The sequence below is a fragment of the Photorhabdus sp. RM71S genome, assembly GCF_042879355.1.
GTDB classification, from domain to species: domain Bacteria; phylum Pseudomonadota; class Gammaproteobacteria; order Enterobacterales; family Enterobacteriaceae; genus Photorhabdus; species Photorhabdus kayaii.
This window is the reverse complement of sequence record NZ_JBHFKV010000004.1, coordinates 13,540-39,849: the sequence shown is the minus strand read 5'-3', so window position 1 is coordinate 39,849 and position 26,310 is coordinate 13,540. Positions and strand designations below refer to the sequence as shown.

18 protein-coding genes and 2 pseudogenes are annotated in these 26,310 nt (G+C 39.4%); 14 read left to right on the top strand and 6 right to left on the bottom strand.

The window, feature by feature from the left end:
• Positions 1 to 390 precede the first annotated feature (390 nt).
• The gene (gene hexA, locus ACGF5R_RS03405) at positions 391 to 1,320 is read right to left on the bottom strand and encodes a transcriptional regulator HexA (protein WP_112877606.1); all 930 of its coding nucleotides are present in this window, start codon (positions 1,318 to 1,320) and stop codon (positions 391 to 393) included.
• 810 nt (positions 1,321 to 2,130) lie between these two features.
• Between hexA and ACGF5R_RS03400 the strand changes: the two genes are divergently transcribed.
• Positions 2,131 to 3,345, top strand: a complete 1,215-nt coding sequence (locus ACGF5R_RS03400; RefSeq protein WP_011147308.1) for a pyridoxal phosphate-dependent aminotransferase — start codon at positions 2,131 to 2,133, stop codon at positions 3,343 to 3,345.
• Between the two features lie 786 nt (positions 3,346 to 4,131).
• The gene (gene yfbR, locus ACGF5R_RS03395) at positions 4,132 to 4,725 is read left to right on the top strand and encodes a 5'-deoxynucleotidase (RefSeq protein ID WP_041380177.1); all 594 of its coding nucleotides are present in this window, start codon (positions 4,132 to 4,134) and stop codon (positions 4,723 to 4,725) included.
• On the opposite strand, the gene ACGF5R_RS03390 is transcribed toward yfbR, so the two are convergent.
• Together ACGF5R_RS03390 and yfbV are read right to left on the bottom strand one after the other, a co-directional pair.
• Positions 4,722 to 6,554, bottom strand: coding sequence for an SLC13 family permease (locus tag ACGF5R_RS03390; RefSeq protein WP_112877608.1), 1,833 nt, complete (start codon positions 6,552 to 6,554; stop codon positions 4,722 to 4,724). The two genes, yfbR and ACGF5R_RS03390, sit on opposite strands and share 4 nt — an antisense overlap.
• 177 nt (positions 6,555 to 6,731) lie before the next feature.
• Positions 6,732 to 7,196 carry a terminus macrodomain insulation protein YfbV gene (yfbV, locus tag ACGF5R_RS03385; RefSeq protein ID WP_387689760.1) on the bottom strand — a complete coding sequence of 155 codons (465 nt, stop codon included), beginning with the start codon at positions 7,194 to 7,196 and terminating at the stop codon, positions 6,732 to 6,734.
• 391 nt (positions 7,197 to 7,587) lie between these two features.
• On the opposite strand from yfbV, the gene ackA reads away from it, so the two are divergent.
• The 10 genes and pseudogenes from ackA to ACGF5R_RS03335 all read left to right on the top strand — a co-directional run bounded on the left by ackA (position 7,588) and on the right by ACGF5R_RS03335 (position 23,054).
• Complete coding sequence (gene ackA, locus ACGF5R_RS03380) at positions 7,588 to 8,790, top strand: acetate kinase (protein WP_112877612.1); 1,203 nt, start codon at positions 7,588 to 7,590, stop codon at positions 8,788 to 8,790.
• A 71-nt stretch (positions 8,791 to 8,861) separates the two neighbouring features.
• Complete coding sequence (gene pta, locus ACGF5R_RS03375) at positions 8,862 to 11,003, top strand: phosphate acetyltransferase (protein ID WP_112894040.1); 2,142 nt, start codon at positions 8,862 to 8,864, stop codon at positions 11,001 to 11,003.
• A gap of 182 nt (positions 11,004 to 11,185) precedes the next feature.
• Complete coding sequence (locus ACGF5R_RS03370; protein WP_387689757.1) at positions 11,186 to 11,599, top strand: type II toxin-antitoxin system HicB family antitoxin; 414 nt, start codon at positions 11,186 to 11,188, stop codon at positions 11,597 to 11,599.
• A gap of 249 nt (positions 11,600 to 11,848) precedes the next feature.
• The gene (locus ACGF5R_RS03365) at positions 11,849 to 12,973 is read left to right on the top strand and encodes an ISAs1 family transposase (protein ID WP_262980851.1); all 1,125 of its coding nucleotides are present in this window, start codon (positions 11,849 to 11,851) and stop codon (positions 12,971 to 12,973) included.
• Between the two features lie 983 nt (positions 12,974 to 13,956).
• A complete protein-coding gene (locus ACGF5R_RS03360; RefSeq protein WP_262980850.1) occupies positions 13,957 to 15,654 on the top strand; it encodes a ShlB/FhaC/HecB family hemolysin secretion/activation protein in 1,698 nt (565 codons plus the stop codon).
• A 48-nt stretch (positions 15,655 to 15,702) separates the two neighbouring features.
• Entirely contained in the window at positions 15,703 to 21,228 is a 5,526-nt protein-coding gene (locus tag ACGF5R_RS03355; RefSeq protein ID WP_387689755.1) for a DUF637 domain-containing protein, read from the top strand.
• On the top strand, positions 21,228 to 21,683 hold the full coding sequence (locus tag ACGF5R_RS03350; protein WP_262980848.1) for a hypothetical protein: 456 nt from the start codon (positions 21,228 to 21,230) through the stop codon (positions 21,681 to 21,683). The genes ACGF5R_RS03355 and ACGF5R_RS03350 overlap by 1 nt, the downstream gene beginning before the upstream one ends.
• A gap of 147 nt (positions 21,684 to 21,830) precedes the next feature.
• Positions 21,831 to 22,042: pseudogene (locus ACGF5R_RS03345) on the top strand (HNH/ENDO VII family nuclease).
• 8 nt (positions 22,043 to 22,050) lie between these two features.
• Entirely contained in the window at positions 22,051 to 22,470 is a 420-nt protein-coding gene (locus ACGF5R_RS03340) for an SMI1/KNR4 family protein (protein WP_225816017.1), read from the top strand.
• Positions 22,471 to 22,718: 248 nt separating this feature from the next.
• Positions 22,719 to 23,054 carry a hypothetical protein gene (locus ACGF5R_RS03335; protein ID WP_387689752.1) on the top strand — a complete coding sequence of 112 codons (336 nt, stop codon included), beginning with the start codon at positions 22,719 to 22,721 and terminating at the stop codon, positions 23,052 to 23,054.
• Positions 23,055 to 23,123: 69 nt separating this feature from the next.
• Here ACGF5R_RS03335 and ACGF5R_RS03330 read toward each other — a convergent pair whose 3' ends face one another.
• Positions 23,124 to 23,216, bottom strand: coding sequence for an IS3 family transposase (locus tag ACGF5R_RS03330; RefSeq protein ID WP_387689875.1), 93 nt, complete (start codon positions 23,214 to 23,216; stop codon positions 23,124 to 23,126).
• Between the two features lie 98 nt (positions 23,217 to 23,314).
• On the opposite strand from ACGF5R_RS03330, the gene ACGF5R_RS03325 reads away from it, so the two are divergent.
• Together ACGF5R_RS03325 and ACGF5R_RS03320 are read left to right on the top strand one after the other, a co-directional pair.
• Positions 23,315 to 23,650 (top strand): immunity protein YezG family protein, encoded by a 336-nt coding sequence (locus tag ACGF5R_RS03325; RefSeq protein ID WP_387689750.1) that lies wholly within the window; start codon positions 23,315 to 23,317, stop codon positions 23,648 to 23,650.
• Positions 23,651 to 23,731: 81 nt separating this feature from the next.
• A pseudogene (locus tag ACGF5R_RS03320) lies at positions 23,732 to 23,845 on the top strand (phosphate acyltransferase); the annotation flags it as partial.
• A gap of 214 nt (positions 23,846 to 24,059) precedes the next feature.
• Here ACGF5R_RS03320 and ACGF5R_RS03315 read toward each other — a convergent pair.
• Positions 24,060 to 24,749, bottom strand: a complete 690-nt coding sequence (locus ACGF5R_RS03315; protein WP_387689748.1) for a hypothetical protein — start codon at positions 24,747 to 24,749, stop codon at positions 24,060 to 24,062.
• 696 nt (positions 24,750 to 25,445) lie between these two features.
• Complete coding sequence (locus ACGF5R_RS03310; RefSeq protein ID WP_387689746.1) at positions 25,446 to 26,075, bottom strand: hypothetical protein; 630 nt, start codon at positions 26,073 to 26,075, stop codon at positions 25,446 to 25,448.
• Positions 26,076 to 26,310 lie beyond the last annotated feature (235 nt).

Below are 26,310 nucleotides of genomic sequence, written 5' to 3'. Positions count from 1 at the left end.
TTATCTCAGGAAAAACCTGCCTTTCCACTGCTACATAGGGAGTATTTCTTTGATCAAGTACACAATTTGACAGAAAAAAATTTTACTACTGATGATAATTCATTCAAATCTGAAGAAATTATATTTTTTATCCATTCGCGACGAGAAAAGTTCCCGTTCACTACAGAAATACTTATTTTATCAATTCAGCAAATTATTACCTTGTTAACAATATAACAATTTGTTAACCAAATCAGGGGGTGTTAAGAAAAATGCTACCGTATATTTAATGATTACGATAACAACAGAATAAGGTGAATTTAGTTGATGATTACTTATAAATATATTCGAGGAGCTAATACCTCCTTCCATCCATAATGGAGGTATTAGCAAAGGGAAGTGTTTCAGATATTACTCATCAATAATATCGTCATCATCAGGAAGTTCTTCAGAAACACTCGTTACCACGTATGGCGTTTTCTTATTCTCTATTGCACTAAAAACCGTAAGAACAGATTCATTTTGTTCATTACTATGTCTATACAGAGAGAACTGGGTTTCAGGTAAACGAGGAAGCCCTTCACTCTCCCCTAAAATACGCAGATCAGCATTTTGCATTTCCAAAGGACGAGCAGTAATACCGACTTCTGCATTCACTGCCGTGCGAACTGCCGACAGAGAAGCGGCTTCATAAGCAATCCGCCACGATACTCCCACCTCATCCAGCGTATCCAACGCTAACTGACGGAATGGGTTGGTTTCATCCATCACAACCAGTGGCACAGGTTCATTTGACTGTAGCTGGAAATCAGGAGCACAATGCCATAATACTGGTGTTGAACGCAGAACAGTCCTTGGATGATGACTGATTTTTGCGGTTGTGAGCGCCAAATCGATCTCATGGCTATCCAGCATACTTTCAATAAACTGAGTACGCTTTATCCGGACGTCTATTGCCATCCGTGGATAAACGGAAGCGATGCGATTTAACAAAAAAGGGAGCAGTGTATCCACCGTATCATCGGATGCACCGATTCTTAGTTCACCTTCTGCATCGCTATAGGTTAATGATGCGCTGGCATCATCGTTAGCGCGCAGAATTTGTCTTGCATAACCAAGAAGTTGAAGACCATGCTCTGTAAGAAGCTTATTACGGCCATGACGGGCAAACAACTCTCTGCCCACCAACTGCTCCAAACGTTGCATTTGCTGACTTACAGCCGATTGCGTTCTGCATACTGCTGCTGCTGCTGCTGCAAAAGTATTTAAATCAGCAACAGCAACAAAAGTTCTTAGCAGATCGAGATCGAGATTCATTATCGGACGATTTGCATTTATCATTGTTTATTCATCACTTTTTTTTGATTTTAATTACTAACTAACCTAGTGTTTTTACGTAAGCACTATCAAATTAAATTAACATCGCTTAGACAGTACTCTACTCTATTAAATAGGGCAAAGATTTACTGCTGTTTTTTTACCTATTGAACCCATTGCGGGTTTTATTTTCTCCTCTTCTTAGCAAAAGTTACTCGGATTCCTAAATAAAATTGAGGACAATCCCTATTTACAACACCCTATATGTGATTTCTAGTTTGGTTATTTTGTTTTCTGACTCACGTCAAAGAATAACATAAGTTATATCAGAAAAACTAAATATAAAGTAAAAATCTACAATATCACTAATGTTTAATAATCCTATTCAGATAAATTTACAACTAGTTTCCAGAAATGATCAAAAATATTGTTTGATCTTTCTAAAATATATAGTTCCAAATTGCCAATTCAAGCCAAATCTTATACATAAGAATAAATTATACAAACACAACAATTTTTATTGGCAAATTGCGCTATGCTCACTTTCTCTCCACAATGGCCCGGCCATGCCGTTATCACGCTAAAAATACCCCCATTCCCACACTAAAAAACAACAACAATCCAGATTATAAATTTGATATCATCAGTAAATTCAGGATTTAACGCTGACATAATTTACATAAAAAGATACTCAAATAACAACTCCCCTACTAAAACAACCATTTTAACCAAATATATCAATGCATCTTCAAAACATTCAGAGGGAGGAGTACATTAAATGTTACACGCTATATGCCAAGCGACTTTTTTTACCAAGATAAGGTAAGACTCTCTATGCTAGCAGTTAAAAAATCCAGCAAATTGGATAATGTTTGTTATGATATCCGCGGCCCCGTACTCAAGGAAGCTAAACGCCTTGAAGAAGAAGGCAATAAAGTCCTCAAATTAAATATTGGTAATCCAGCCCCCTTTGGTTTTGAAGCACCAGATGAAATCTTGGTAGATGTTATCCGTAACTTACCAACAGCACAGGGTTATTCAGATTCGAAAGGTCTGTATTCTGCACGCAAAGCTATCATGCAACATTATCAAGCCCGGAATATGATGGACGTGACCGTTGAAGATATTTATATCGGCAATGGTGTTTCTGAATTAATCGTTCAGGCAATGCAAGCATTACTGAATACCGGTGATGAAATGCTTGTTCCCGCACCTGATTATCCTCTCTGGACTGCGGCAGTTTCACTTTCCAGTGGCAAAGCCGTACATTATATGTGTGATGAAGGGTCAGATTGGTTCCCTGACTTAAATGATATCCGCAACAAAATTACGCCCCGCACACGTGGGATTGTGATTATTAACCCTAATAATCCAACGGGTGCTGTATATAGTAAAGAATTGCTATTGGAAGTTGTTGAAATAGCTCGGCAACACAATTTGATTATTTTTGCTGATGAAATTTACGACAAAATCTTATATGACGATGCAGAACATCATTCAATTGCTGCCCTCGCGCCTGATCTGTTAACGGTAACATTTAATGGATTATCCAAAACATATCGGGTTGCAGGTTTTCGTCAAGGCTGGATGGTATTAAATGGCCCGAAGAAACACGCTAAGAGCTACATTGAAGGCTTGGAGATGCTGGCATCAATGCGTTTATGTGCCAATGTGCCAATGCAACACGCTATTCAAACTGCTTTAGGCGGTTACCAAAGTATCAGTGAATTCATTTTACCTGGTGGCCGTTTGTATGAGCAGCGTAACCGAGCATGGGAATTAATTAATCAAATCCCCGGCGTTTCCTGCGTGAAACCTAAAGGCGCTTTATATATGTTTCCAAAAATTGATGCGAAACGTTTTAATGTTCACGATGACCAGAAGATGGTGCTTGACCTTTTATTACAAGAGAAGGTCTTGTTAGTGCAGGGAACCGCATTTAACTGGCCGGAACCTGACCATCTCCGCATCGTGACCCTACCAAGGCTTGATGAACTAGAGATGGCAATTCAGAAATTCGCCCGATTTATTGGCAAATATCATCAGTAAAAATAAGAACCGTTTATATACCCTATGGATTTCAAGATGCATCACGACGGCAAGGGAGTGAAGCCCCGGGAGCATAGGTAACTATGTGACCGGGGTGAACGAGTGCAGCCAACTAAAGAGGCAACTTGAAGGATAACGGGTATAGAAAAATATCGCTGATAACGGACATTATTCATACCATGCGTTCTATCGGAATAGGCGAAAACTTATTTCTTCTATTCCGATAAGTCTCGCCTACCCACTTTTTCTTCACTGGTGAAAACCTCACCTGTCAGATAGAAATCCTTGATAACCACGTCCATAACTCTCTTTATTGATATCCAATAACCACTCTCTGCAAAATAAGGTCAATAAATTTTCATTTTTTACCGGTAACACAGACTAATTTTTTTATTTTTATGGACGATTTTTGCAGCGATTATATAAGGCATTAGCAAGATATAAAAGAATTAAACATTGCATTTATTAAACTTAATAAAAGAGAACGCCTGGATGAATAACAAACTATTGTAAATTATATGAAATTTTTGTATATAAACTGTATGCAAAATGGAGTAAAAACATAAATTTCCTTTAAAAAAGATATCTATTACGATTATAACATTGCCAGTTAATAATAAATTTAAATTAATCATATCAACCTTGCTATACAGTCTGGATACCCGTTTAGATAAATAGCAGATTTCCCTATGAAAATAAGGTATAAAAACAAGAAACGATTTTAAGGTTTACTTTACCCCTATCCACCGCTCACAATAAAAACAATATTTACTGTAAGAGATGATTATGAGCCACTTTTTTGCCCACCTTTCCCGTTTGAAACTGATTAACCGTTGGCCTCTGATGCGTAATGTACGTACAGAAAATGTATCGGAACATAGCTTACAAGTGGCCTTTGTCGCACACGCCTTAGCCATTATCAAAAACCGCAAATTTGGTGGCAATGTGAATGCTGAACGCATTGCGTTGCTGGCTATGTATCACGATGCCAGCGAAGTTATTACCGGAGATTTACCCACTCCGGTCAAATATCACAATCCACATATTGCACGGGAATACAAAAAAATAGAAAAAATCGCGCAGAAAAAATTACTGGAAATGCTGCCAACAGAGCTACAAGAGGATTTCCGTCCAATCCTAGATGACAGCCAGCATACAACAGAAGAAACTTTTATCATTAAACAGGCCGATTCCCTGTGTGCTTACCTCAAATGTCTGGAAGAGTTATCGGCAGGTAACCATGAATTCAATCTGGCGATAGCCCGACTTGAAAAAACCCTGGCTGATCGTCACAGCCAGGAGATGGATTACTTTATGAAAGTTTTTGTACCGGGATTCAGCCTGTCATTGGACGAAATTAGCCTTGATATTCCACATTAAAATGGAAACAACCAAGGGATGACCAGCACACTTATTACCATCACCAGTAGGGTAAATGGCACGCCCAAACGGACAAAATCGGAAAACTTATAACCACCGGGGCCAAGAACCAGCGTATTCACTGGGGACGAAACCGGGGTCATAAATGCGGCGGAAGCTGCCACACCAATAATCATGGCAAATGGCATGGGCGATACTGCCATTTCACGTGCAGCAGCAATAGCTATCGGCGCCATTAATACCGCCGTTGCCGTATTAGAAATAAACAAGCCGATTACGGCACAAAGTATAAACAGACATACCAGCATCACCCTCGGCCCCATATCACCCGCAATATCCATCAAGCCACGGACAATCAGCTCAATCCCGCCCGTTTTCTGTAATGCCAGAGCAAACGGCATCATCCCGACAATCAGGATAATACTGGGCCAATGAATAGAGCGGTACGCACTTTCCATATCAATACAACGGAATTTTCCCATCAACAGGCAAGCTATCAATGCGGCAATCACATTGGGTACTTCATCGGTAAGCATCATGGCTACCATCAGTGCCAAGCTAAAAAGCGCATGTGGCGCTTGAGACGTTGCCGGAGCCACCTCTTCGATCTCAACCGGCAGATTAAGGACAATAAAATCGCGCATTTTGGTTTGCAGGATACGTATCAGTTTCCAGTCACCAATAACCAGCAAAATATCGCCAAGTTGCAGTGGCGCATCAACCAGTTTACCCGACAACGATTCACCATCACGTCGAATACCAACAACATTCAAACCATAGCAGGTACGAAAACCTATTTCCCGCAGTGACTTACCCAATAAATCCGACTCCGGGATCAGAGAGACTTCAGCCATACCTACGTTACGAGATTGTTCAGAGAAATACTCCCCGCGCAGTACCATCGGTTCTAATAATTGCTCACTGCAAAATTGACGCAGATCCACCTCACTGTCTGACATATCAACCAGCAACACATCCCGTTCTCTCAATTCTGTATTGCCCATCGCACTGACCATAACGCGCCGGAAACGCCGCCAACGCTCGATACCAACGACATTAGCCCCGTAGCGAGCACGCAAATTTGACTCATCAAGAGAGAGACCTATCAGCGGGGAACCTGGGCGGATCGCCAGGCGACGTGCGCGACCTGATAATTTATAGTCGCGGATAAGGTCACGGAAAGTACGACGATGCCATTTATCATGGCCTTTATCTGATTGATTATTGCCCAACCAATGGCGAGCGATCAGCATATAACCAATACCGGCAAACAGAATCAAAATACCAATAGGTGTAATAGAGAAGAATTTAAAACCGGGAAGCCCTTCCCGTATCAACTCACTGTTAACCACCATATTGGGTGGTGTCGCTACCAATGTCATCATGCCACTGATAAGCCCGGCAAAACTCAAGGGCATCATCAACCGCCCCGGCGAAATTTTCATCCTTACCGCAACACTGAGCACCACCGGAATGAAAATCGCGACCACCCCTGTAGAGCTCATAAAAGCACCAAGCCCTGCAACAGTCATCATCAGTAATGCCAGCATTTTGGTTTCGCTGTTTCCGGCGGCTCTTACCAGCCAATCCCCCATTTGATAAGCAACGCCAGTTCTTACCAATCCTTCACCAATAACAAACAAGGCAGCTATCAGCAACACATTGGGATCACTAAAACCGCTGGTCGCTTCACCGAGCGTCAACGTTCCACTCATGACAAACGCGATAATTACCAATAATGCAACAATATCCATGCGCAGTTTATTGGTAGTAAAAAGAACAATAGCTATCAGTAGCAGGGTCAACACCCACAAGAGCTCGCTATTCAAAATGGCCTCTATCAACAAAAAAGAAGATATTAATGTCAAAAGCTTGGCTAGTAGACCATTTTATTAAGAGAAAATCCCCGGTTGCGATCAACAATGTGTCCACTTTTCGTCATGAACCATCATCTCTGATTTTCCAGTACATTGACTGCAATAATCTAGCAACAGGTTTCTCCTGGTTCAAATATCATCAAGAAACGAACGATCGAGTTGTTTAAATGCGCGTTTCAGCAGTTCTGCGAGAGATTGATAAGTTGGCGTTTGCTGCAAAGGTGCCATTGCGATACCCGCTGCGGCAAATTTATCACGGATTTCATGAAACCATTTCAGCAATGCCGCGGGTAACGGGGTTGATGCCCGTTTCCCCAACCACCATAACCCTTGCATCGGTAAACTACACGCGAACAGTGCCGTCGCCACCGCTGGACCAAGCTGACCAAGCTGACCACCCAGTGCGATTTGCCACGTCAGAGTAAAAATAGCCAACGGCGGCATAAACCGGATACCAAAGCGGGTTGCCTTAATAATCCGATTTTCAGGAAACATGGGTGCCAACTGTTTCTCAATCGGCCAAGTTTTCATGTATTGCTGTCCCAGTTGCATCTTTCTCAGCCATCCGTTACTGGTGGGAGGTATTGCGCTCATCATGACCTCAATCAATTAAAAACACATTTTTTAAAAAAACATTGTAACTGATAAAATATTTTTTGTAGGATTAAGTATATTTTGTCTTTGCTGCTAGCTATCGGTATCCTACATTCACTTTTATGTTATACACAGCAGCAAAGCGGCATATTTTACCTTTTTTACTGCACTTAGGCTCATTTTGTTAACAAATCACGCTATCCCTTAACATCAGAGCAGACAAAAAAGGGGTTTTGAAAATTTAAACCTTATCATCATGCTCTTTGCACTTAGCATGATGTTAATCATTTAATGTCATCACTATATGCTCTACGCTGATGAGTAATTGACGTTTTATTAATCACATGTCTTATCTGTAAGACTCAATGACAAACACGATATAGGTACTTCCATGTCAAGTAAGCTGGTACTGGTCCTCAATTGCGGTAGCTCTTCTCTGAAATTTGCTATCATCGATCCTGCTAACGGTGAAGAATATCTTTCTGGTCTAGCTGAATGTTTTAACCTGCCTGAAGCCCGCATTAAGTGGAAAATGGATGGCGCAAAACATGAAGCCGCTTTAGGTGCTGGTGCAGCCCACAGTGAAGCATTGAACTTTATTGTTAATACGATTCTGGTCGAAAAACCAGAACTTTCTGATCAAATCGCCGCAATCGGCCACCGCATTGTTCACGGCGGTGAAAAATTCACGGCATCCGTTACCATCAATGATGAAGTCATTCAAGGGATTAAAGATGCGGTTCCATTCGCACCATTGCATAACCCTGCTCACCTGATTGGCATCGAAGAAGCGAAAAAAGGATTCCCGCACCTGGCTGACAAAAACGTTGCCGTATTCGACACCGCTTTCCATCAAACCATGCCAGAAGAGGCTTACCTCTATGCCCTGCCATACAACCTGTATAAAGAGCACGGCATTCGTCGCTATGGCGCTCATGGAACCAGCCACTTCTTCGTTTCCCGTGAAGCCGCAAAAACGCTCAACAAACCGGTTGAAGAGCTGAATGTTATCGTCTGCCACTTGGGTAATGGTGGCTCTATCTCGGCTATCGTTAATGGTCAGTGTGTTGACACCTCTATGGGATTGACACCATTGGAAGGTCTGGTAATGGGTACCCGCAGTGGTGACATCGACCCAGCGATCATTTTCCATCTGCATGATTCACTGGGCATGAGCGTTGAACAAATCAACAAACTGTTGACCAAAGAATCTGGCTTGCTAGGTCTGACCGAAGTCACCAGTGATTGCCGTTATATAGAAGATAACTATGAAACCAAAGCCGATGCTAAACGCGCTATGGATGTCTACTGCCACCGTCTGGCTAAATACGTTGGTGCTTATTCCGCACTGATGGAAAGCCGTTTGGATGCCATTATCTTTACCGGTGGGATTGGTGAAAACTCCGCACTGGTTCGTGAACAGGTGATGAAAAAACTGGCCCTGTTAGGTTTCGAATACGATCACGACCGTAACCTGGCGGCCCGCTTCGGTAAATCCGGTGCTATCACTACTGACAACAGCCGTCCTGCTTTAGTGATCCCAACCAATGAAGAATTGGTGATCGCTCAAGATGCAGCGCGCCTGACCGCGTAGTAACTTTACCAACCGCTAGCCACTGCTGGCGGTACTATTTTTGACCAACGAGCAACCGTAAAGAGGTTTCCGTGTCCCGTACAATTATGTTAATCCCTACTAGCACCAGCGTCGGCTTGACCAGTGTTAGTTTAGGTGTAATCCGCTCAATGGAGCAAAAAGGCGTCAGCCTGAGTGTTTTCAAACCTATCGCCCAACCCCGTTGCTGTGGCACCCAAGATCAAACCACCACCATCATCCGCTCTCATTCCAGCATAAAGACCGCTGAACCGCTGGACATGGCGCATGTGGAATCTTTGCTGACAACCAATCAGAAAGATGTGCTGATGGAAAAGATCGTGGCTCTTTACCACGAAAACACCAAAAACGCAGAAGTCATTCTGATTGAAGGTCTGGTTCCAACCCGCAAACATTCATTCGCCCAGTCTCTCAACTATGAAATTGCCAAGACCCTGAACGCTGAAATCGTATTCGTATTGGCGCTAGGTAACGATTCCCCTAAGCAGTTGAAAGAACGTGTTGAACTGGCTCGTGCTGAATTTGGCGGCAGCAAAAACCAGAACATTACCGGTGTTATTATTAACAAACTGAATGCGCCGGTTGATGATCAAGGCCGTACCCGTCCGGATCTGTCAGAAATCTTTGACGAATCCTCAAAAGCCATCGTATCCAACATTGATCCGAACACGCTGTTCAAAAATAGCCCATTGCCAATCCTGGGTTGCATTCCGTGGAGTTTTGACCTGATTGCAACCCGAGCAATTGATATGGCAAAACACCTGAACGCCCGTATTATCAACGAAGGCGCAATCAAAACCCGCCGTGTGAAATCTGTGACTTTCTGTGCACGCAGCATTCCACACATGTTAGAGCACTTCCGTCCCGGTTCTCTGCTGGTCACTTCGGCTGATCGTCCAGACGTTCTGGTTTCAGCCTGTCTGGCGGCTATGAATGGGGTTGAAATCGGTGCAATTCTGCTGACCGGTGGCTATGCCATCGACGAGCCGATTAAGCAATTGTGTGAACGTGCCTTCAGCACTGGCCTACCCGTCTTTATGGTTGATACCAACACTTGGCAGACTTCCCTGAGCCTGCAAAGTTTCAGCTTGGAAGTCCCGGCAGATGACCGTGAACGCATCGAAAAACTGCAAAACTACGTCGCACACCATATCAACAAAGAGTGGATCGACTCCCTGACAGCAAACTCTGAGCGCCCACACCGCCTCTCTCCACCCGCATTCCGTTATCAATTAACCGAACTGGCGCGCAAAGCGGGCAAACGCGTCGTTCTGCCGGAAGGTGACGAACCTCGTACTGTGAAAGCAGCATCTATCTGTGCTGATCGCGGTATCGCGCAATGCGTTCTATTGGGTGCTCCAGAAGAGATCCGTCGTGTTGCCGCGGCTCAAGGCGTAGAACTGGGTGCAGGTATTGAAATTGTTGATCCAGTTGCTGTACGTGAGCGTTATGTCTCACGTCTGGTTGAATTGCGTAAAAACAAAGGCATGACCGAAGTCGTTGCGCGTGAACAACTGGAAGACAACGTTGTTCTGGGTACGTTGATGCTGGAACAGGGCGAAGTTGATGGTTTGGTTTCCGGTGCGGTACACACCACGGCAAACACAATCCGTCCACCATTGCAGTTAATCAAAACTGCACCGGGTAGCTCGCTGGTATCATCCGTATTCTTTATGCTATTGCCAGAACAAGTTCTGGTTTACGGAGACTGTGCAATCAACCCAGATCCGACTGCTGAACAACTGTCTGAAATCGCCATTCAATCGGCGGATTCAGCTAAAGCATTCGGTATTGAACCACGTGTTGCCATGATCTCCTACTCTACCGGCAACTCCGGTGCAGGCAGTGATGTTGAGAAAGTTCGCGAAGCGACCCGTTTGGCACAGGAAAAACGTCCAGACCTGATCATTGATGGCCCATTGCAATACGACGCCGCTATTATGGCAGACGTGGCGAAATCCAAAGCACCAAACTCACCGGTTGCCGGTCAAGCTACCGTGTTCATCTTCCCTGATCTGAACACTGGCAACACCACCTACAAAGCGGTACAACGTTCTGCGGATCTGGTTTCAATCGGACCAATGCTGCAAGGTATGCGTAAGCCGGTGAACGATTTGTCCCGTGGCGCTTTGGTAGACGATATTGTTTACACGGTTGCACTAACTGCGATTCAATCAGCACAGGGTGAAGCGTAACCGTTTCTTATTCCATAGCAGATTAATGACTGATAAAGGCTGAATCCTGTACTTCACTGGATTTGGCCCTTTTATTTTCTTTTTATCCCCGGAAAGATATAAGATTGGAAAATCATGCCAACTTATTAAATATCGTGTTCCCAAATGAAGTAACCAGAAACACTCAAATCAGGAGAAAAAACATGTTATATCCCGCTCTTATCGAAGTTGACACAGACGGCAGTGCAAGCGGCTGGTTTCCTGATGTAGCTGGCTGTTATTTTGCTGGCGATACACTCGAAGAAGCCTGGCAAGATGCTAAAAGTGCTATTGAGGTACATTTTGAATTATTAACGCAAAATGAATCAAAGCTGCCTAAGGCCAAAACAATGCAAGAACATCTGGCTGAAAATATTGGCAAATATATTGATGGTCAATGGATCTTAGTCGACATCAATATGGATAAATTCGATGGCAGAGCAGAACGAATCAATATTACCTTGCCACATCGTTTATTACATCGTATTGATACCATTGTACATGACCATCCTGAATATGGCAGCAGAAGTGGTTTTCTGGTTCAGGCTGCACGTAATGAACTGCAAAAAATAATTTAATCGTGCCGCATATTGCGGCACTTTATATTTATCTGCACAAATTTAAGGTTGATAATTAATCTGAACTCTGGATAAAAAATTGAACTCAGTGCCTGTTCCAAGATCAGAACTCTCAGGGCTAACGCATGATCATTTTTTATCTATAAGATGACGAATCAACCGTACAAAATAAGCCACGTTTTATTCTTGTTGCAATCTTATCTGTTTGCCGTTATTTATCCACAACTTCCCGTAATAATGGCCTTATTTATGACTCAGAAAGCCCTGTTTGACTACCTTGAAGCCTTACCTGACCCACGTCAACAAGCCAAATGTTCTCATGTGCTATCTGAGGTCATTTTTATGACACTCTGTGCCATGATGTGTGGTTTTGATACCGGGTCCGAAATTGCGCTCTTTGCTCAGGAACGCGAAAAATGGTTTAAGCGTTGGTTAACCCTGGCAAATGGAGTTCCCTCACATGACACCTTTAACCGGATTTTTGCCATTATGCCAGCCAGTACCCTGCAATCATTGTTTCAGGAATGGGTGAGTCATATTTTGAAAAAGGAAGGTCTTTCAGGGCAACTGGCGGTTGACGGTAAGGCGTTAAGGGCAACAGCAAAAGGTCGGGGAGCTAATCGTATCCATACCGTCAATGTCTGGTCAACTGAACTGGGCCTCTGCCTTGGGCAACAAAAAGTGGAGAAAAAATCCAATGAAATAAAAGCCATTCCTGAACTTCTCCAATTATTGGCGCTGGAAGGATGTCTTGTGAGCATTGATGCGGCGGGAACGCAAACAAAAATCGCCGAGATTATTCTGGAAAAATCCGCGGATTATTTGCTGGCAGTCAAAGATAATCAGCCGACACTGGCTGCTGAAGTCAGCGCGCAATTTCACGCTTTTTGGGCGAATACGGCAAAAGATATTGCCGGCCCCTCTTTCTGCGAACAATTTGATGATCAGCATGGTCGCCGGGAACATCGCCGATGCGGGCAATTCCCTGTGGGTGAGCAGATGCCCATTTGTCAGAAATGGAAAGCAAAGACGATAATAGCAGTCCAATCTGAACGGACAGAAAAAGGACGTGGGCATGATTTTGTGCGATTTTATATCAGTAGCCAGCCAATGAATGCGGAGAAAGCCTTGCAAGCGATACGCTCTCACTGGTCGGTGGAGAATCATTTACACTGGTCACTTGATGTTGCGTTTCGAGAAGATAAACTCCAGGCCCGGATGGGATTTGCCGGTGAAAATTTAGCTGTACTACGAAAATGGATTTTGAACATGCTGAAACAGAATAAATCCCGTAATTTAAGTATGGAAAATAAACGCAGGCTCTGTTGTTTAAATGATGATTATTTATTCGAATCCTTGAGTTTGTTTATATAATGAGCTTTGATGCGTTAGCCCTGTCCATACAGGCCATACTGAAACTGCTAATAACTAATAAAAATGGCGAAATAAAGAAAACCTTTTTATTCAAATTCATATTTCTCTCCTTACTTGATTTATGGTTTTAGCACTAAATGGAACAAAAATAAATTTCGTTATTATTAAATTGAAATACAATTTACGACATAAATAATAATCTATACCCTATGGATTTCAAGATGCATCGCGACGGCAAGGGAGTGAATCCCCGGGAGCATAGATAACTATGTGACCGGGGTGAGCGAGTGCAGCCAACAAAGAGGCAGCTTGAAAGATAACGGGTATAAATCACAATTCAGGCATAAATAAGAAATTAATAACAATAGAGCATTACAATATAAATTATTTAATTCAATTAACTATTATTGCCTTCCTTAAGCAAGGATAGATTATTAAATCAAAAAATACAAATTACACAATCATTAAATTGGGAAATAAATAACTTTCCAAAATGGTGCTACACCTTATCTACTAACAACCCTATGTATAAAAATGGGTTGAAGAAAACCACGTGTAGCGGAATTATGAAACCTTATTTATCTTATTTAAACACATCAAGATCAATATAGAAAAATTTAAAAAACAATTTCAATAATATATAAAATAAATAATTTATTAGCATTCAAACATTATATATAAAAATAATAACCACTAGTGGATTCACATAATTATACCACACATGACCATCTTCAACCCATTATTATAAATAGAATTATGAGTGATATAAGATGTAGCGCTATTTTGTAATCTTATTTAGAACAGTTTACCTAAAAATTATAATCACGCCATAAACAAGATGTCAGATCAAATGCCAACCAAATTAAGATTAATTTATACACATTATTTAAAAAACGACCAGATTTATAAAAAACACAAAACTATTGTTTTAAATTTACATTTCTATATAATGCGGCGCCATTTTCTTATACATGTAATTTATTATGTCCCTTTATTCTCCGGGCAGAATTTCTGTTCATTCTGCTGGTTTATTGATCCTTGCGCTGTTAGCCATTTCAGGGAAGTCAACGGCATCATCATTAATCAGCCCTGTTGATCAAGATGCCATTACCCAGCAACAAAAAGATTTGTTACAACAAGCGCAACAACAACGTGATGACATCCGTAATAGCGTTACGTTATCACCACTCACAACATCGACATCTGACGATGAAGGATCGTTCTGCCATCCTATTTACAAAATTCAGTTTGAAGGCGCAGAAAATCTCTCGGCATCAGTGCAACAGGTATTATCCAAACCTTACTTATCCCGTTGCCTGACTGCCGGTAAAATTAATGAATTAGTCCGCAAGGTATCAAATACCTATATAGAAAAAGGTTATGTGACTTCACTTGCCGGATTAAAAGGACAGGATTTATCCACCGGCATTCTGATCATTACGGTTACGGAAGGAAAAGTAGGCACAATCCAGCTTGACGGTGAGACGCTCCTTGCCCTGAAAATGGTTTTTCCAGATATGCCTGGAAAGCCCCTTAATCTGAGGGATATTGAACAAGGCATGGAGCAGTTAAACCGACTACCTTCCCAGCAAATAACCATTGATATCCAACCGGCTAAACAGCCCGGTTATTCTGACGTTATTTTAAAACGAACGACTTCCCAATTGCCTGTTCATGCCAGCCTGGGAATAAATAACAGTGGGCAGAAAAATACCGGACAAGAACAAATTAATACCACTTTAGGACTGGATAATCCACTGCGCCTTGCAGACCTGTGGTCAATCTCCGCCAATCGTAACAGTGACTTTCGCAATAACCATCAGAGCTGGAGTGTAACATCAGGAGTGACAATCCCTTATGGTTACTGGTCATTTGATTATCAGTATGCCAGGAACAGCTCATTTCAAATGATATCCGCAGATACATTCAATGCCGGCCATGAAAGCAAAGGACAAACTAACCAATTAAAAATAAACCGGACGTTATACCGTGATGGTCAGCAAAAACTGACCCTGAATATGGGATTAGTCCGTCGCCAAACTTCCAATGTTACGGCTGGAGTCAAGTTATCCGTTAGCAGCCCGACATTAAACACTGCCAGCTTGGGAGCTAACTACAGTACTGTTCTGGCAGGAGGTTATCTTACATTCAACCCAACGTTCAACCATGGGTTAACTGGCTGGGGAGCAACTAAAGATAATTCCGGCGACCGCAACGCCCCCAAGAGTCAGTTTCGTAAATTTAGCCTGAGCAGTAGTTATTTTATTCCTGTCACGGAAGATATTTATTACCTGACCTCCCTGTATGGACAGTTTACTCCGGATAATCTTTATGCCGGTGAACGCCTTTCATTAGGCGGACAATATTCCGTCCGAGGATTTAAAGAACAAAATCTCATCGGGAATAATGGTGGATATTGGCGCAATGAATTCAACTGGAAATTAACCAGGCTCCCTTTATTGGGTGAACTTTCTTTAAATAGTGCACTGGATACAGGCTGGCTGGAGAATAATAAAAAAAGACAAATCGAAGGAGGTAATGTCACGGGAACATCACTAGGTATTTCATTCAATCACAGTAGGATGAATCAGACGATCACAATAGGAAAACCACTAATTTATCCCAATCATCTCAGACCAGACCACTGGGTCGTTTATTGGTCTGCATCACTCAATTTTTAATAAAACCATACCAACAAATTTGGACTTAATTTAATCAAAGGACGCAATATGGATAAATTTAACAGCCCTGTGGCAAAGGGAACCTGTTATTTTTTAATTTACCTGACAGGTATATATCCTCTTAATTCGGCAGTGGCAGGTGATATTACCCCTGACAATACGCAGACACAAGTACATAACAATGGCAATGTTCCGATAGTGAATATTGCTGCACCTAATAACGCTGGGATATCTCACAATACGTATAAAGAATTTAATACCGGCACTCAGGGCGCAGTATTAAATAACGCCACACAAGCAGTTAACTCTCAACTTGCCGGCCAAATCAGTGCCAACGCCAATCTGCATGGAAAAGCAGCCCAACTTATTATCAACGAAGTCACTGGAAGCAACCGTTCCGAACTACTGGGACAGCTGGAGGTTGCCGGCCAGAAAGCCAACGTCATGATAGCCAACCCCAATGGTATTACCTGTAATGGATGTGGATTTATTAATACCTCAGGAGCAGTATTGACTACAGGTAAACCGCAATTTGATAAACAAGGTGCACTTGAAGCCCTGAAAGTGACAAAAGGCCAAATCACCATTGGCGGCAAAGGGTTAAATGGCCAGTCAACAGATTATGTCGATATTATCAGCCGGGCTACTGAACTGAATGGAAAAATTCAAGCCAATAACCTTTCACTCACTCAAGGAGCCAACCAAATTTCCTTCAAAGACGGCACGGCAAAGACCATTGCCGGTGAAGGTGCAGCGCCACAACTGGCTATCGATACCAAAGCGTTGGGTGGTATGTATGCCAATAAAATCCGCCTGATTGCAACGGAAAATGGTGTTGGGGTTAATCTGAAAGATATCACCAGTACCCAACGCGATATCACATTAAGTGCTAATGGCAAAATTGAACTTGGCAATATTAAGGCTAAGACAGGCTTAAATGTGGGCGCTAAAGAAATCAATATCGAACCGAATACTCCGGTTCAGGCAACAAGGAATATTGTTCTGACTGGTGATAAGATCACCAACAAAGGTAGTGTGACTGCTGGGCAAGATATGCGGGTGTATGGTGACACTATCAGCAATATCGGTGCTCAAGCACTTCTGCAAGCCAATAATAATATGTGGATTCAGAAGAATGTGGGAGGAGATAAAAACGAGTTAGTTGAAAATAAATCCGGTACTATAAAAACAAACAATGGTGATTTAATCATAAGAACGAAAAATTTAGTTAACGAACGGGAAAGTCTGAAAATAACAAAACAAACTCAGAAAGTGGATACTGATAATAAAATAGAAGGTTCAATTAATTTTGAAAAACCTATTTACGTAGATGTATCACATAGAGACACAAAATTAGAATACATTAATTTCACATCAGAAATAAATAGTAATCCAGCAATTATTGAATCCGGTAACAACGCTTATTTATATGGAGATAAATTACTTAATAAAAGCAGCAATATCTTAGCTAAGAATAATTTAATCCTTACAGGAACATATTTAGAAAACAGTGGAGTCTCTTTAGGAACATTAGAAAAATACAAGGAATACTATGGCTCCCAAGAAAACATCAAGAATATCTTAAGTAGATATATTTCAATATGGAAAAATAATAGAATTTTAGAATCAAAATTAAGCGCCGGAAATAATTTGGTTTTTGATTTTAAAGAATCAATTCTGATAAAAAATAAATTACCTGATGAAGCCAACAGTATTGATCAAATAATATCTGATAATAGCCAGATATCTTTAAATGCAAAGAATATTTTGCTGCACGCCAAAGGCATTGATGTTTCAACCGGGATAAAAGCAGATAATGATATTAATATTATCTCTGACGACACCATTAAAGTATCTTTATCCGCCTTAAATTCTGGAGAAAATATTGCTATAACGGCACTTAATGACATTAACTTATTACAAAGCAATTTAAAAAGTAAAAACGTTGCTTTGATGAGTCACAATGGCAATTTAAATATAAAAGATCCTTTAAGATCTTTTCATTTAGATAATACCCGCTGGCTAAACAAATTAGAGGCATCTGACGATTTAAGTTTTTCTGCTGGAAAAAACATTTACATTAAAGATACGTTATTTGCATCCAAAAGTAAAAATATTTCATTCAATGCTAATAAAGATATTACTATTGAACACACAGATGATTTACTGAACCATCATAACATAATGCAACCAATTTCAGTTGATCGAGAAGCAGAACTGTTCAGTAGCCTATCTCCCACAGTAACATTAAATTCATCTGGTTCAATTTTAATGAATAGCGGTGGAAACCTATCTTTAAACAGAGTAAATTTAGAAGCTGATAAGGATATTGAACTATATGCTGGTTACGATTTTAATCATTATATAAAAGCAATTAATCCTAAGAATTTCAGAGTTTCGACTATCACCAGATTTCCAAATCTCCAAACTCATATTAAATCTGGCAATAATTTACTCATCAATACACAGCATGATATCACCTTAGAAGGCTCAGACATTTTAACGAAAGGTTCAACCAATTTATTAGCCGGAAACTCAATAAATTTATTATCGATATCTTATCATTTTTTTAAGGAAACTATAATAGATATAATGAACCATCTCGTTCCTTTTAAAAATCCACCTATAGGTATGAATTATATTATTACAACGATTAAGGCTGACAAAGATATAAATTTAACAACCAGTGGAAAACTTTTAACGGAAGCTACAAAGTTATCGGCCAATGGTAATATTATCGCATTTTCTGATGATAATATGCGCTTTGAGTCACTGACTATTTCTGATCGCAGCTATTCTAAAGATACTGGGCGTGTTGAAAAAACAATCAACAAAGTATCTGAATTAACCGCTGGTGGTATTTTAAAACTATTTACCAATGGAAGTATTTTATTTGAAGCAACTAAATTAACTGCGAAAGGGTTAGGAGCTGTTTGGAAAGATCCTATCTTTATATCAAATCACAGCGGCCCTGTAATTAGTGCAGAAACCAAAGTAAGAGAAGCCCAAGAAAAACTTGAAATAATTCAAAAAGAAAAAGCTCCCTTAGAAAAAGAAGTAAATGATTTAAAACGAGCTATTGCAGAAATAGAAGCTCCATTTAACGCTTTTCATGAAAAGACAAAAAGTAATAGAAGGCCTGCTGGTGAAAAAGGTATATTATTCATGAGAGATTTTGCTACTAAAGAAAAACGAGAAAAATTAGCTCCTAAGCTAGATAAACTAAATGAAATAGAATCTAGAATTAATCAGGTTAAAAATACTTTGGCTACAGCTAATAATCAATTAGTTAAAGCTATACAAGAAGCCAAAAATAAAGGTGATTCTGAAATAAAATTACAAACTGATATAGATGCCCATAATAAAGCAGAAGCAATGCGTATAGGTACTATCGATGTTGCAGCTAAAGGTGGATATTTATATGCCAAAGCACAAAGGAATTCAGAAAAACATGTAATAACCCGAAAAAGTTCAAGCGGAGGTTTCTTTGGTGGTACTAAAACAACCACAACAGTTAGTCAAAAAACTGGCCATGATGTAAGCGAATTTATTGCTGCTGGAAATATTACTATGCTAAGTCATGATGACAGTACTTATGAAGCTAGTAAAATAGAAGCAGGTAAAAACATTAGACTTATTAGTACTCATGGTTCTGTTAATTTTAAAGCCACGCCAAATATTTCATTTGAGCAAACAACTAGTCATTCGAAAGGTTTTTTCATCAAACAATCTAATAGTGGACATAATAACACCATTTGGACATTACCAACGATATCTGCTGGGAACTTATTTACCGTAGATGCTAATTCAGGAATTAACGCTGATATTAAGACACAAAAAAGCCAATCTCTGCAAACTGCATTGAAGATGCTTGGAGAAAATCCAGAAACTGCTTGGTTAAAAGATTTAAACAATCGACATGATGTAAAATGGAATGAAGTTCAGGATGCTTATGAGAATTGGAATTACAGTAACCAACAATTAAGCCCGGTAGCTTCTGCTGTTATAGCAATAGCCGTAGCAGCAGTGACTGCGGGATCAGGTTTAGCTGTCGCTGCTGGCGCATCTGCGGCTTCTGCGGCGACAGGAGTTGGCACAGCAACGGCCGCAACAGCAACGACTACAGGCGCTGTTGTTTCCGGCGCAACCATTGCCGGTATATCATCTTTAGCTTCTAAGGCAGCAGTTACTCTGGTTAATAATCAAGGAAACTTATCTAAAACGTTTAGAGAGTTAGGTAATAGTGACACGGTAAAATCAACCATTACTTCAATGGCCATTGGTGGTGCACTGACCGGGTTCGATCAAGCGATGGGTTGGACTGCCACTAAAGATGGCGCTAACGCAGCGGCTTCATCAACCCATTCAAATATCCCTCTATTAAGTAAAGGCGCAGATTGGAGCAAAGTCGCTCAACGTATTGCTGGACAATCAATTATCAGTTCCAGTTTAAATACCACAATTAATGGTGGCAGCTTTAAAGATAATTTCGCTACAGCATTGCTTGCCAATATTGGCAGCCAGATTAACGCCGAAGGTGCCGGGTTGATTGGTGATAACGGTCAGGTATTAGGTTTACCCGGAAAAGCCATCAGCCATGCGACGGTTTCTGCCCTTGCTGCGGAAATTGGCGGCGGTGATGCCAAAGGGGCTGCTGCTGGAGCATTAGCGGCAGAACTGGCCGCGATAACATTGGATAAAACATTCAGCGATCCAATGAAAATTCAGGCGGGCGGCAAAATCATTGGCAGCATTGCAGGTGCCATTGCAACCAATAGCGCCAAAGGCGCTAACAGTGGGGCTAATGCCGGAGAAATTGTTATTCTCTTTAACCACCTGAACTCTATGAATGCCTACAATCTGGCCAGAGAGCTCCAAGAAGCTAATAAGCAAGGAACGCCTACCGAAACAATCTGGAACAAATACAACAAACTGAGCGCAGCACAACGGGCAGACATGTTATCTGACTGTGCCGGGAACGGTGGATTATGCACACTGACCTATCAGGCTGAAATAGAAGGCGGAATAAAAACAGCGGATGCGATTAGTGGCTTAAGATGGATGTTTGACTTATCGGCTGAGGATGCCCATCGTATCAGCCAGTTTGTGACGACAGAAAATCAGAACGATTTAGGGCTGTTGTATAACTCGCTGCCTGCCTGGGAAAAAGGTGCATTAATAGCCAAAGAAGCGGTAGAATCTGCCGGTATTGGCGGTGCTATCGGCGGTAAAGCTTCGGTTGCTTCGATTGTTGGGAAGAATAAAAGTCAGCAATCTTCACATGGCTATACGCTAAACAAAAATGGTCAAATGATAGGTGCAAATGGAGTTCAAGTGCCGAGTAAAACAATTTGGAAAGGAGTAGGTAAAGAACGTATTGATGTGGAAAATCCAAATCCTGGTCAACGAGCAGGACAATTACACTATCAAGACAATCAAGGAAATAAGTACTATTATGACCTCATTTCAAATACATTTCCTGATGCGCCTAAAAAAGTCAATGAGTTATTAAAGAATAGTAATTTTAAGAATGCGATTGATAAAGGCATGAAACAATACCTAGGAGAAAAATAATGCTAAAAGCTAACTTAAGCATGAAACAGAAAATGAATGAGTTAAAAGGAAATCATTTGGTTCTTACAGATGAACTACAATCAATCATTTCCAGTGGATTTATTGAAAAGGAACATTGTTTTTTCTCTAAAAAAATGATGAATTATAGTTCTTCTGCATCCCAAAAACACTTTCAGGATTGTGTTGGATTTGAGTGTTTTGTAAATTCACTTCATATTGATGACTATGTGAATAAAGATTATTTAGAATATTCAATATTATTCTGTAATTCCTTACTTATTTCATGGAATTCTTTTAATCCCATTAGTAAACTTAATGTTATTATTTCATTAGACGAATTTGGGTCTTTAGTTAAATTTCATTTAGACAGGAATGGGGAAATGTGGTTAAATGAAGACTTAGAATCATATGATGAGCCTATTTTAATAACAAGCAGTTTTATTGAATTACAGTAAAAAACACATAATAAATAAGTCAAATATAACCATATATTTATATATGGTTATATTGGTCAGCAGAGCCAATTGCATTTCAAGGAAATAAGGTTTATCAGAGATAATGATATATTCGATCCGAAATATATTGACCCAAAATCAGGAAAAATGAACATAGAGCTAATGTCATCTGGTCGTGCACCAACCGGTACAGATGGTAAGCCAGTAAATCTTCACCACATGTTACACAATCTTTCCATAAAGAAAATCATAGGGTTATACATATTAATGACAATAGTATTCCTTCAGGCATAAATAGAGCAGAATTTAACAAATGGCGTTCTAACTATTGGAAAGATAGAGCCAAAAGCTATAAATAGGTGTAAAAATGAATAACGATTTAGATAAAATTATCAATGAGTTAAAACTTCTATCTGGTGGAGAAACAAGCAACACAGATCTACCAGACGATGAATTGCTAGCACAATATGAGCGTGAGATTGGTTTTACTTTTCCTAATAACTATAAAAAAGTTTTAAAGGAAATAGGGAATGTTTTCTATGGCTCCATAGAGTTATTATCTGTAACTAAAGATAAACAAAATTATGGTGAGTTATCACAATCTCTTAAAGATGCAAGAAAGTTAGGAGTACCTAAAGACTGGTTACCTATTTGTGAAGATAACGGAAACTACTATTGTCTCCTTCCTAGCGGTCAAGTTAGATACTGGTCCCATGATGGCTATAGTGATGAAATGTGGTCAGATATCACTGATTGGCTCCAGCAAGTATGGATAAATGGCAATTAATAAATACTCTGCCAAGAGTTTGTAAATAGATTTACGTAATTTCTCGTTAATAAAATGACCACTCTCCCTGTGTTAGCCGTACGCTAACACAAGGGATTTATAGCCCCCGTCACATTACAGGGCGAGATCTCATATTTTTTGAATGGGTATTTTATTTAAAAATAAATCGCATTTAATTCAAAAAACCTATTGGATAGTTATCAAAGACCGATAAGAGAAGGATTTATAAATGCACCTGGGGGTAAGTAATGTTAAGTGATGATGAACTTTATTCAGAAATTGGTCGTATATTATATGAAGCGGCTCCTGATGATGCACAAAGGATTTTACTGGATGTAGAGTTATCTCCCGAAAATGATCATGCTAAGTTTCTATATGACTATGTTGATGAAAGTGGGAGTAAAAAGTGGTTTTTACCCCCATCTCCAAAAACAGACAGAGATCTTATAGAAAATTTAGCAATGCTGCGTAAACACTACGTGGAAAACAATCTGACTAGCGGTCGTCCTGTATGGTATGGCTGTGTCGTCACTGTTGACCTTGAAAACATGAAAATCAGAATAGAATTCAAATACGAGGACTAACCTGAAAGTGATCCCTGCCATATATTGAAGTGATCCCAAAAAGTTGGACAGGTTACACTAAGCAACTAATCATGCCTGAGTTCGGAACTCTACTGGACTCAGGCCATTCAATTTTAAGCGAGTTCTTTCATGGTTATAGACATGAAGATAAAGCCTACTTATTCTAATGATAGTCTTAGACCTGACAAATTTACTGTGAGTTATTCAGTAGATAATGGTAGAGTTATTGACAGAGTCTTCAAAAATGCTCCGAGCGAAAAATGATGAGAGATGATCAAGAGATTTATAATGATATTGGTAAGGTTTTATTTTCTATAGCTCCTGACGATGCATCTAAGATCATTGTTAATGCTTCATTAGAACCCGAGAATGATAGCGGTGAGTTTACTTACGATTACGTTAATAAGAATGGCGAAGAAAAATGGATTAATGATACTTATGATGCCAGTCCTCAACTGTTAGATTTACTGGTTGAGTTAAGGATCTATCTTTTAGATAATTTTAAATCGGAGAAGGCTCCTTTTTGGCATTCCTGTGTTATCACACTTAATATTGAAAAAGTGAAACTTAATGTAAATCTCAAATACGAAGATTAACCCGAAAGCGATCCCAGCCATTACGCTGGGATCTTCTTTGCCCCTACTTGTTCTCAAGAAGCCAAATCATCAACCGCTTAGAAAGTTCGTGAAGCAACTCGTTTGGCTCAGGAAAAACGTCCAGATCTGATCATTGATGGCCCATTGCAATACGACGCCGCAATTATGGCAGACGTGGCGAAATCCAAAGTACCAAAACATCTCGCTGAAAACCTTGGCAAATATATTGGTGGTCAATGGATCTTAGTTGACGTCAATATGGATAAATTCGATAACAGAGCAGAACGGTGCACGTAATGAACCGCAAAAAACAATTTAATCGTGCCGCATATTGCGGCACTTTATATTTATCTGCACAAATTTAAGGTTGATAATTATATGGTAACAGAACAGAGGTTAAACCTTATTTTTATGGCTTTTTCGGTAACAATACATAAGCAACTTTATGTTGTATTCTTTTTTCTGATAACCATTGATTAAATTCATCACCTACCTTATATTTATCAGGCTTACAGCTACTCACTTTATCACCAGATGTTCCTGTTCTACCAAGCCCATATGACCCTCCACCTTCCGCTTTAATTTTACACCCATGTCCTCCTTCTTTTATTGGTGTACTGAATTCTTTATATAACCAACCAGCTCCTTCTGTAGTGAATTCTATAGTAATTTTTGGCTTTTCATCCTTATTTTTATCTTTCGGAAATTTTTTTGCATAAGTATATTCAGGTGCAATTCCACAATAGCTTTCTTCTTTAACACAAGGGATTGCATTATATCCACTTTTGTCTAATGATATATATTCATTTTTGCCCATCCCTCTATACCAATACTGTGCTGTTACTTCCTTAGCCTCCTGATTATGAGTAGAAGTGTTATTTAATTCAACGTCATTTCTCTTTTCAAAACCGCTTAATTTCGCTCTAAGTTCGCAATTTTCATACAGCGACATCACTTCAGTATTTTGCAGGCCATTGCTTCTTATTACTTTTTTTACCTCAGTTCTAACTTCCTCCGGATCTTTCACACAGGCCATACTGAAACTACTAATCGCTAATAAAAACGGGGAAATAAGGAAAAATTTTTTATTCAAATGCATGTTTCTCTCCTTGCTTTATTTATGGTTTTATACCCTTCATCTTTCAAGCTGCTGCTTTGTTGGCTACTTTCACTCACCCCAGTCACATCGTTATCTATGCTCCTGGGGATTCGCTCACTTGCCGCCGCGCTGCAACTCGAAATCTATTAGGTATATCACTCAATGGAACAAAAATGAATTTCGTTATTATTAAGTTGAGACATAATTTACTACATAAATAATAATTTAAATCACAATTTAGATATAAATAAGAAATTAATAACAATAGAACATTACAATATAAATCATTTAATTCAATTAGTTATTATTACCTTCCTTAAATAAGGATAGATTATTAAATCAAAAAATACAAATTACAGAATTATTAAACTGTAAAATATTTTATTTAAACACATCAGAATCAATATGGGAAAATTTATAAAACAATTTCAACAATATATAAAATAAACAATTTATCAATATTCAAATGTTATATATAAAAATAATAACCACTAATTTTTTATACCATAAAAATCTAAATAACCTCATAATGTAGATTCAAAAAATCCTACCCATTTTATCTATTAACATGAAACACAGAATTTACTTAAATCTATCACCAACAAAAAGCACCGAAATCATGAATATTCGGTGCTGCATTTTTTGAAAAAAATCATTTAAAACTGACAATCACGCAACTAAAAAAGATATTAAATCTTACTTTGACAATAATACATAAGAGATTATAACATCTATCTTTGCTGGTTTTTCTAACCACTTATTAAATACATTCCCTATTCCAAGCTTCTTGTATTGATCATCACAACTCGCTGATGTTCCTGTCACACCAAGCCCGTATGTTCCTCCTCCCTCAGCTTTAACTTGACACTTATGCTTAGTTGTAAATTCATTATATAACCATTTCGGTTCTATTGTACTAAACTCAATAACAACTCCAGGTTTTTTATTTGTCAAATAACTTTGCGAATAAGTATATTGGGGAGCAATTCCACAAAAACTTTCTCCTTTAACACAAGGAAGGCTTTTATACTTATTCTGGTGAAATGCTTTATATTCCTTTATTTCCATCCCTCTATACCAGTACATCGCTTTTTCTGCTTGATCATCACGCTTTGCTGCTTTCTTATTGACTAATGTCACTTTATTAGGTGTATTTGCTGTGACTGAAAGTGTGCAATTCTTATACATAGACATTACTTTGGTATTTTGCAGTCCATTTTTAGTGATTATTTTTTCTATCTGTGGATCTGTCTTACATGCCATACTAAAACTACTAATCGCTAATAAAAATGGGGAAATAAGGAAAACCTTTTTATTCAAATTCATATTTCTATCCTTGCTTTATTTATGGTTTTGGTACTTAATCAAATGAAAATAGATTTCATCATTATATGTTGATTTAAAAAACACTATTGCAGACAATATATAACCAATACATTAATCCTCATTGTTATTATCTGATTCAAATAAGATAGATTATTTAACTATAAAAAACAAAAACAAATTCCAATATAATTAAATTAAAAAATATGTCATTGGGATAGCTTTAACCAATAAGAAA

Coding starts and splice junctions, on each gene's coding strand:
- hexA (WP_112877606.1), bottom strand. CDS start 1,320: ATGATAAATGCAAATCGTCCGATAATGAATCTCGATCTCGATCTGCTA.
- ACGF5R_RS03400 (WP_011147308.1), top strand. CDS start 2,131: ATGCTAGCAGTTAAAAAATCCAGCAAATTGGATAATGTTTGTTATGAT.
- yfbR (WP_041380177.1), top strand. CDS start 4,132: ATGAGCCACTTTTTTGCCCACCTTTCCCGTTTGAAACTGATTAACCGT.
- yfbV (WP_387689760.1), bottom strand. CDS start 7,196: ATGAGCGCAATACCTCCCACCAGTAACGGATGGCTGAGAAAGATGCAA.
- ackA (WP_112877612.1), top strand. CDS start 7,588: ATGTCAAGTAAGCTGGTACTGGTCCTCAATTGCGGTAGCTCTTCTCTG.
- ACGF5R_RS03370 (WP_387689757.1), top strand. CDS start 11,186: ATGTTATATCCCGCTCTTATCGAAGTTGACACAGACGGCAGTGCAAGC.
- ACGF5R_RS03365 (WP_262980851.1), top strand. CDS start 11,849: ATGACTCAGAAAGCCCTGTTTGACTACCTTGAAGCCTTACCTGACCCA.
- ACGF5R_RS03360 (WP_262980850.1), top strand. CDS start 13,957: ATGTCCCTTTATTCTCCGGGCAGAATTTCTGTTCATTCTGCTGGTTTA.
- ACGF5R_RS03355 (WP_387689755.1), top strand. CDS start 15,703: ATGGATAAATTTAACAGCCCTGTGGCAAAGGGAACCTGTTATTTTTTA.
- ACGF5R_RS03350 (WP_262980848.1), top strand. CDS start 21,228: ATGCTAAAAGCTAACTTAAGCATGAAACAGAAAATGAATGAGTTAAAA.
- ACGF5R_RS03340 (WP_225816017.1), top strand. CDS start 22,051: ATGAATAACGATTTAGATAAAATTATCAATGAGTTAAAACTTCTATCT.
- ACGF5R_RS03335 (WP_387689752.1), top strand. CDS start 22,719: ATGTTAAGTGATGATGAACTTTATTCAGAAATTGGTCGTATATTATAT.
- ACGF5R_RS03325 (WP_387689750.1), top strand. CDS start 23,315: ATGATGAGAGATGATCAAGAGATTTATAATGATATTGGTAAGGTTTTA.
- ACGF5R_RS03315 (WP_387689748.1), bottom strand. CDS start 24,749: ATGCATTTGAATAAAAAATTTTTCCTTATTTCCCCGTTTTTATTAGCG.
- ACGF5R_RS03310 (WP_387689746.1), bottom strand. CDS start 26,075: ATGAATTTGAATAAAAAGGTTTTCCTTATTTCCCCATTTTTATTAGCG.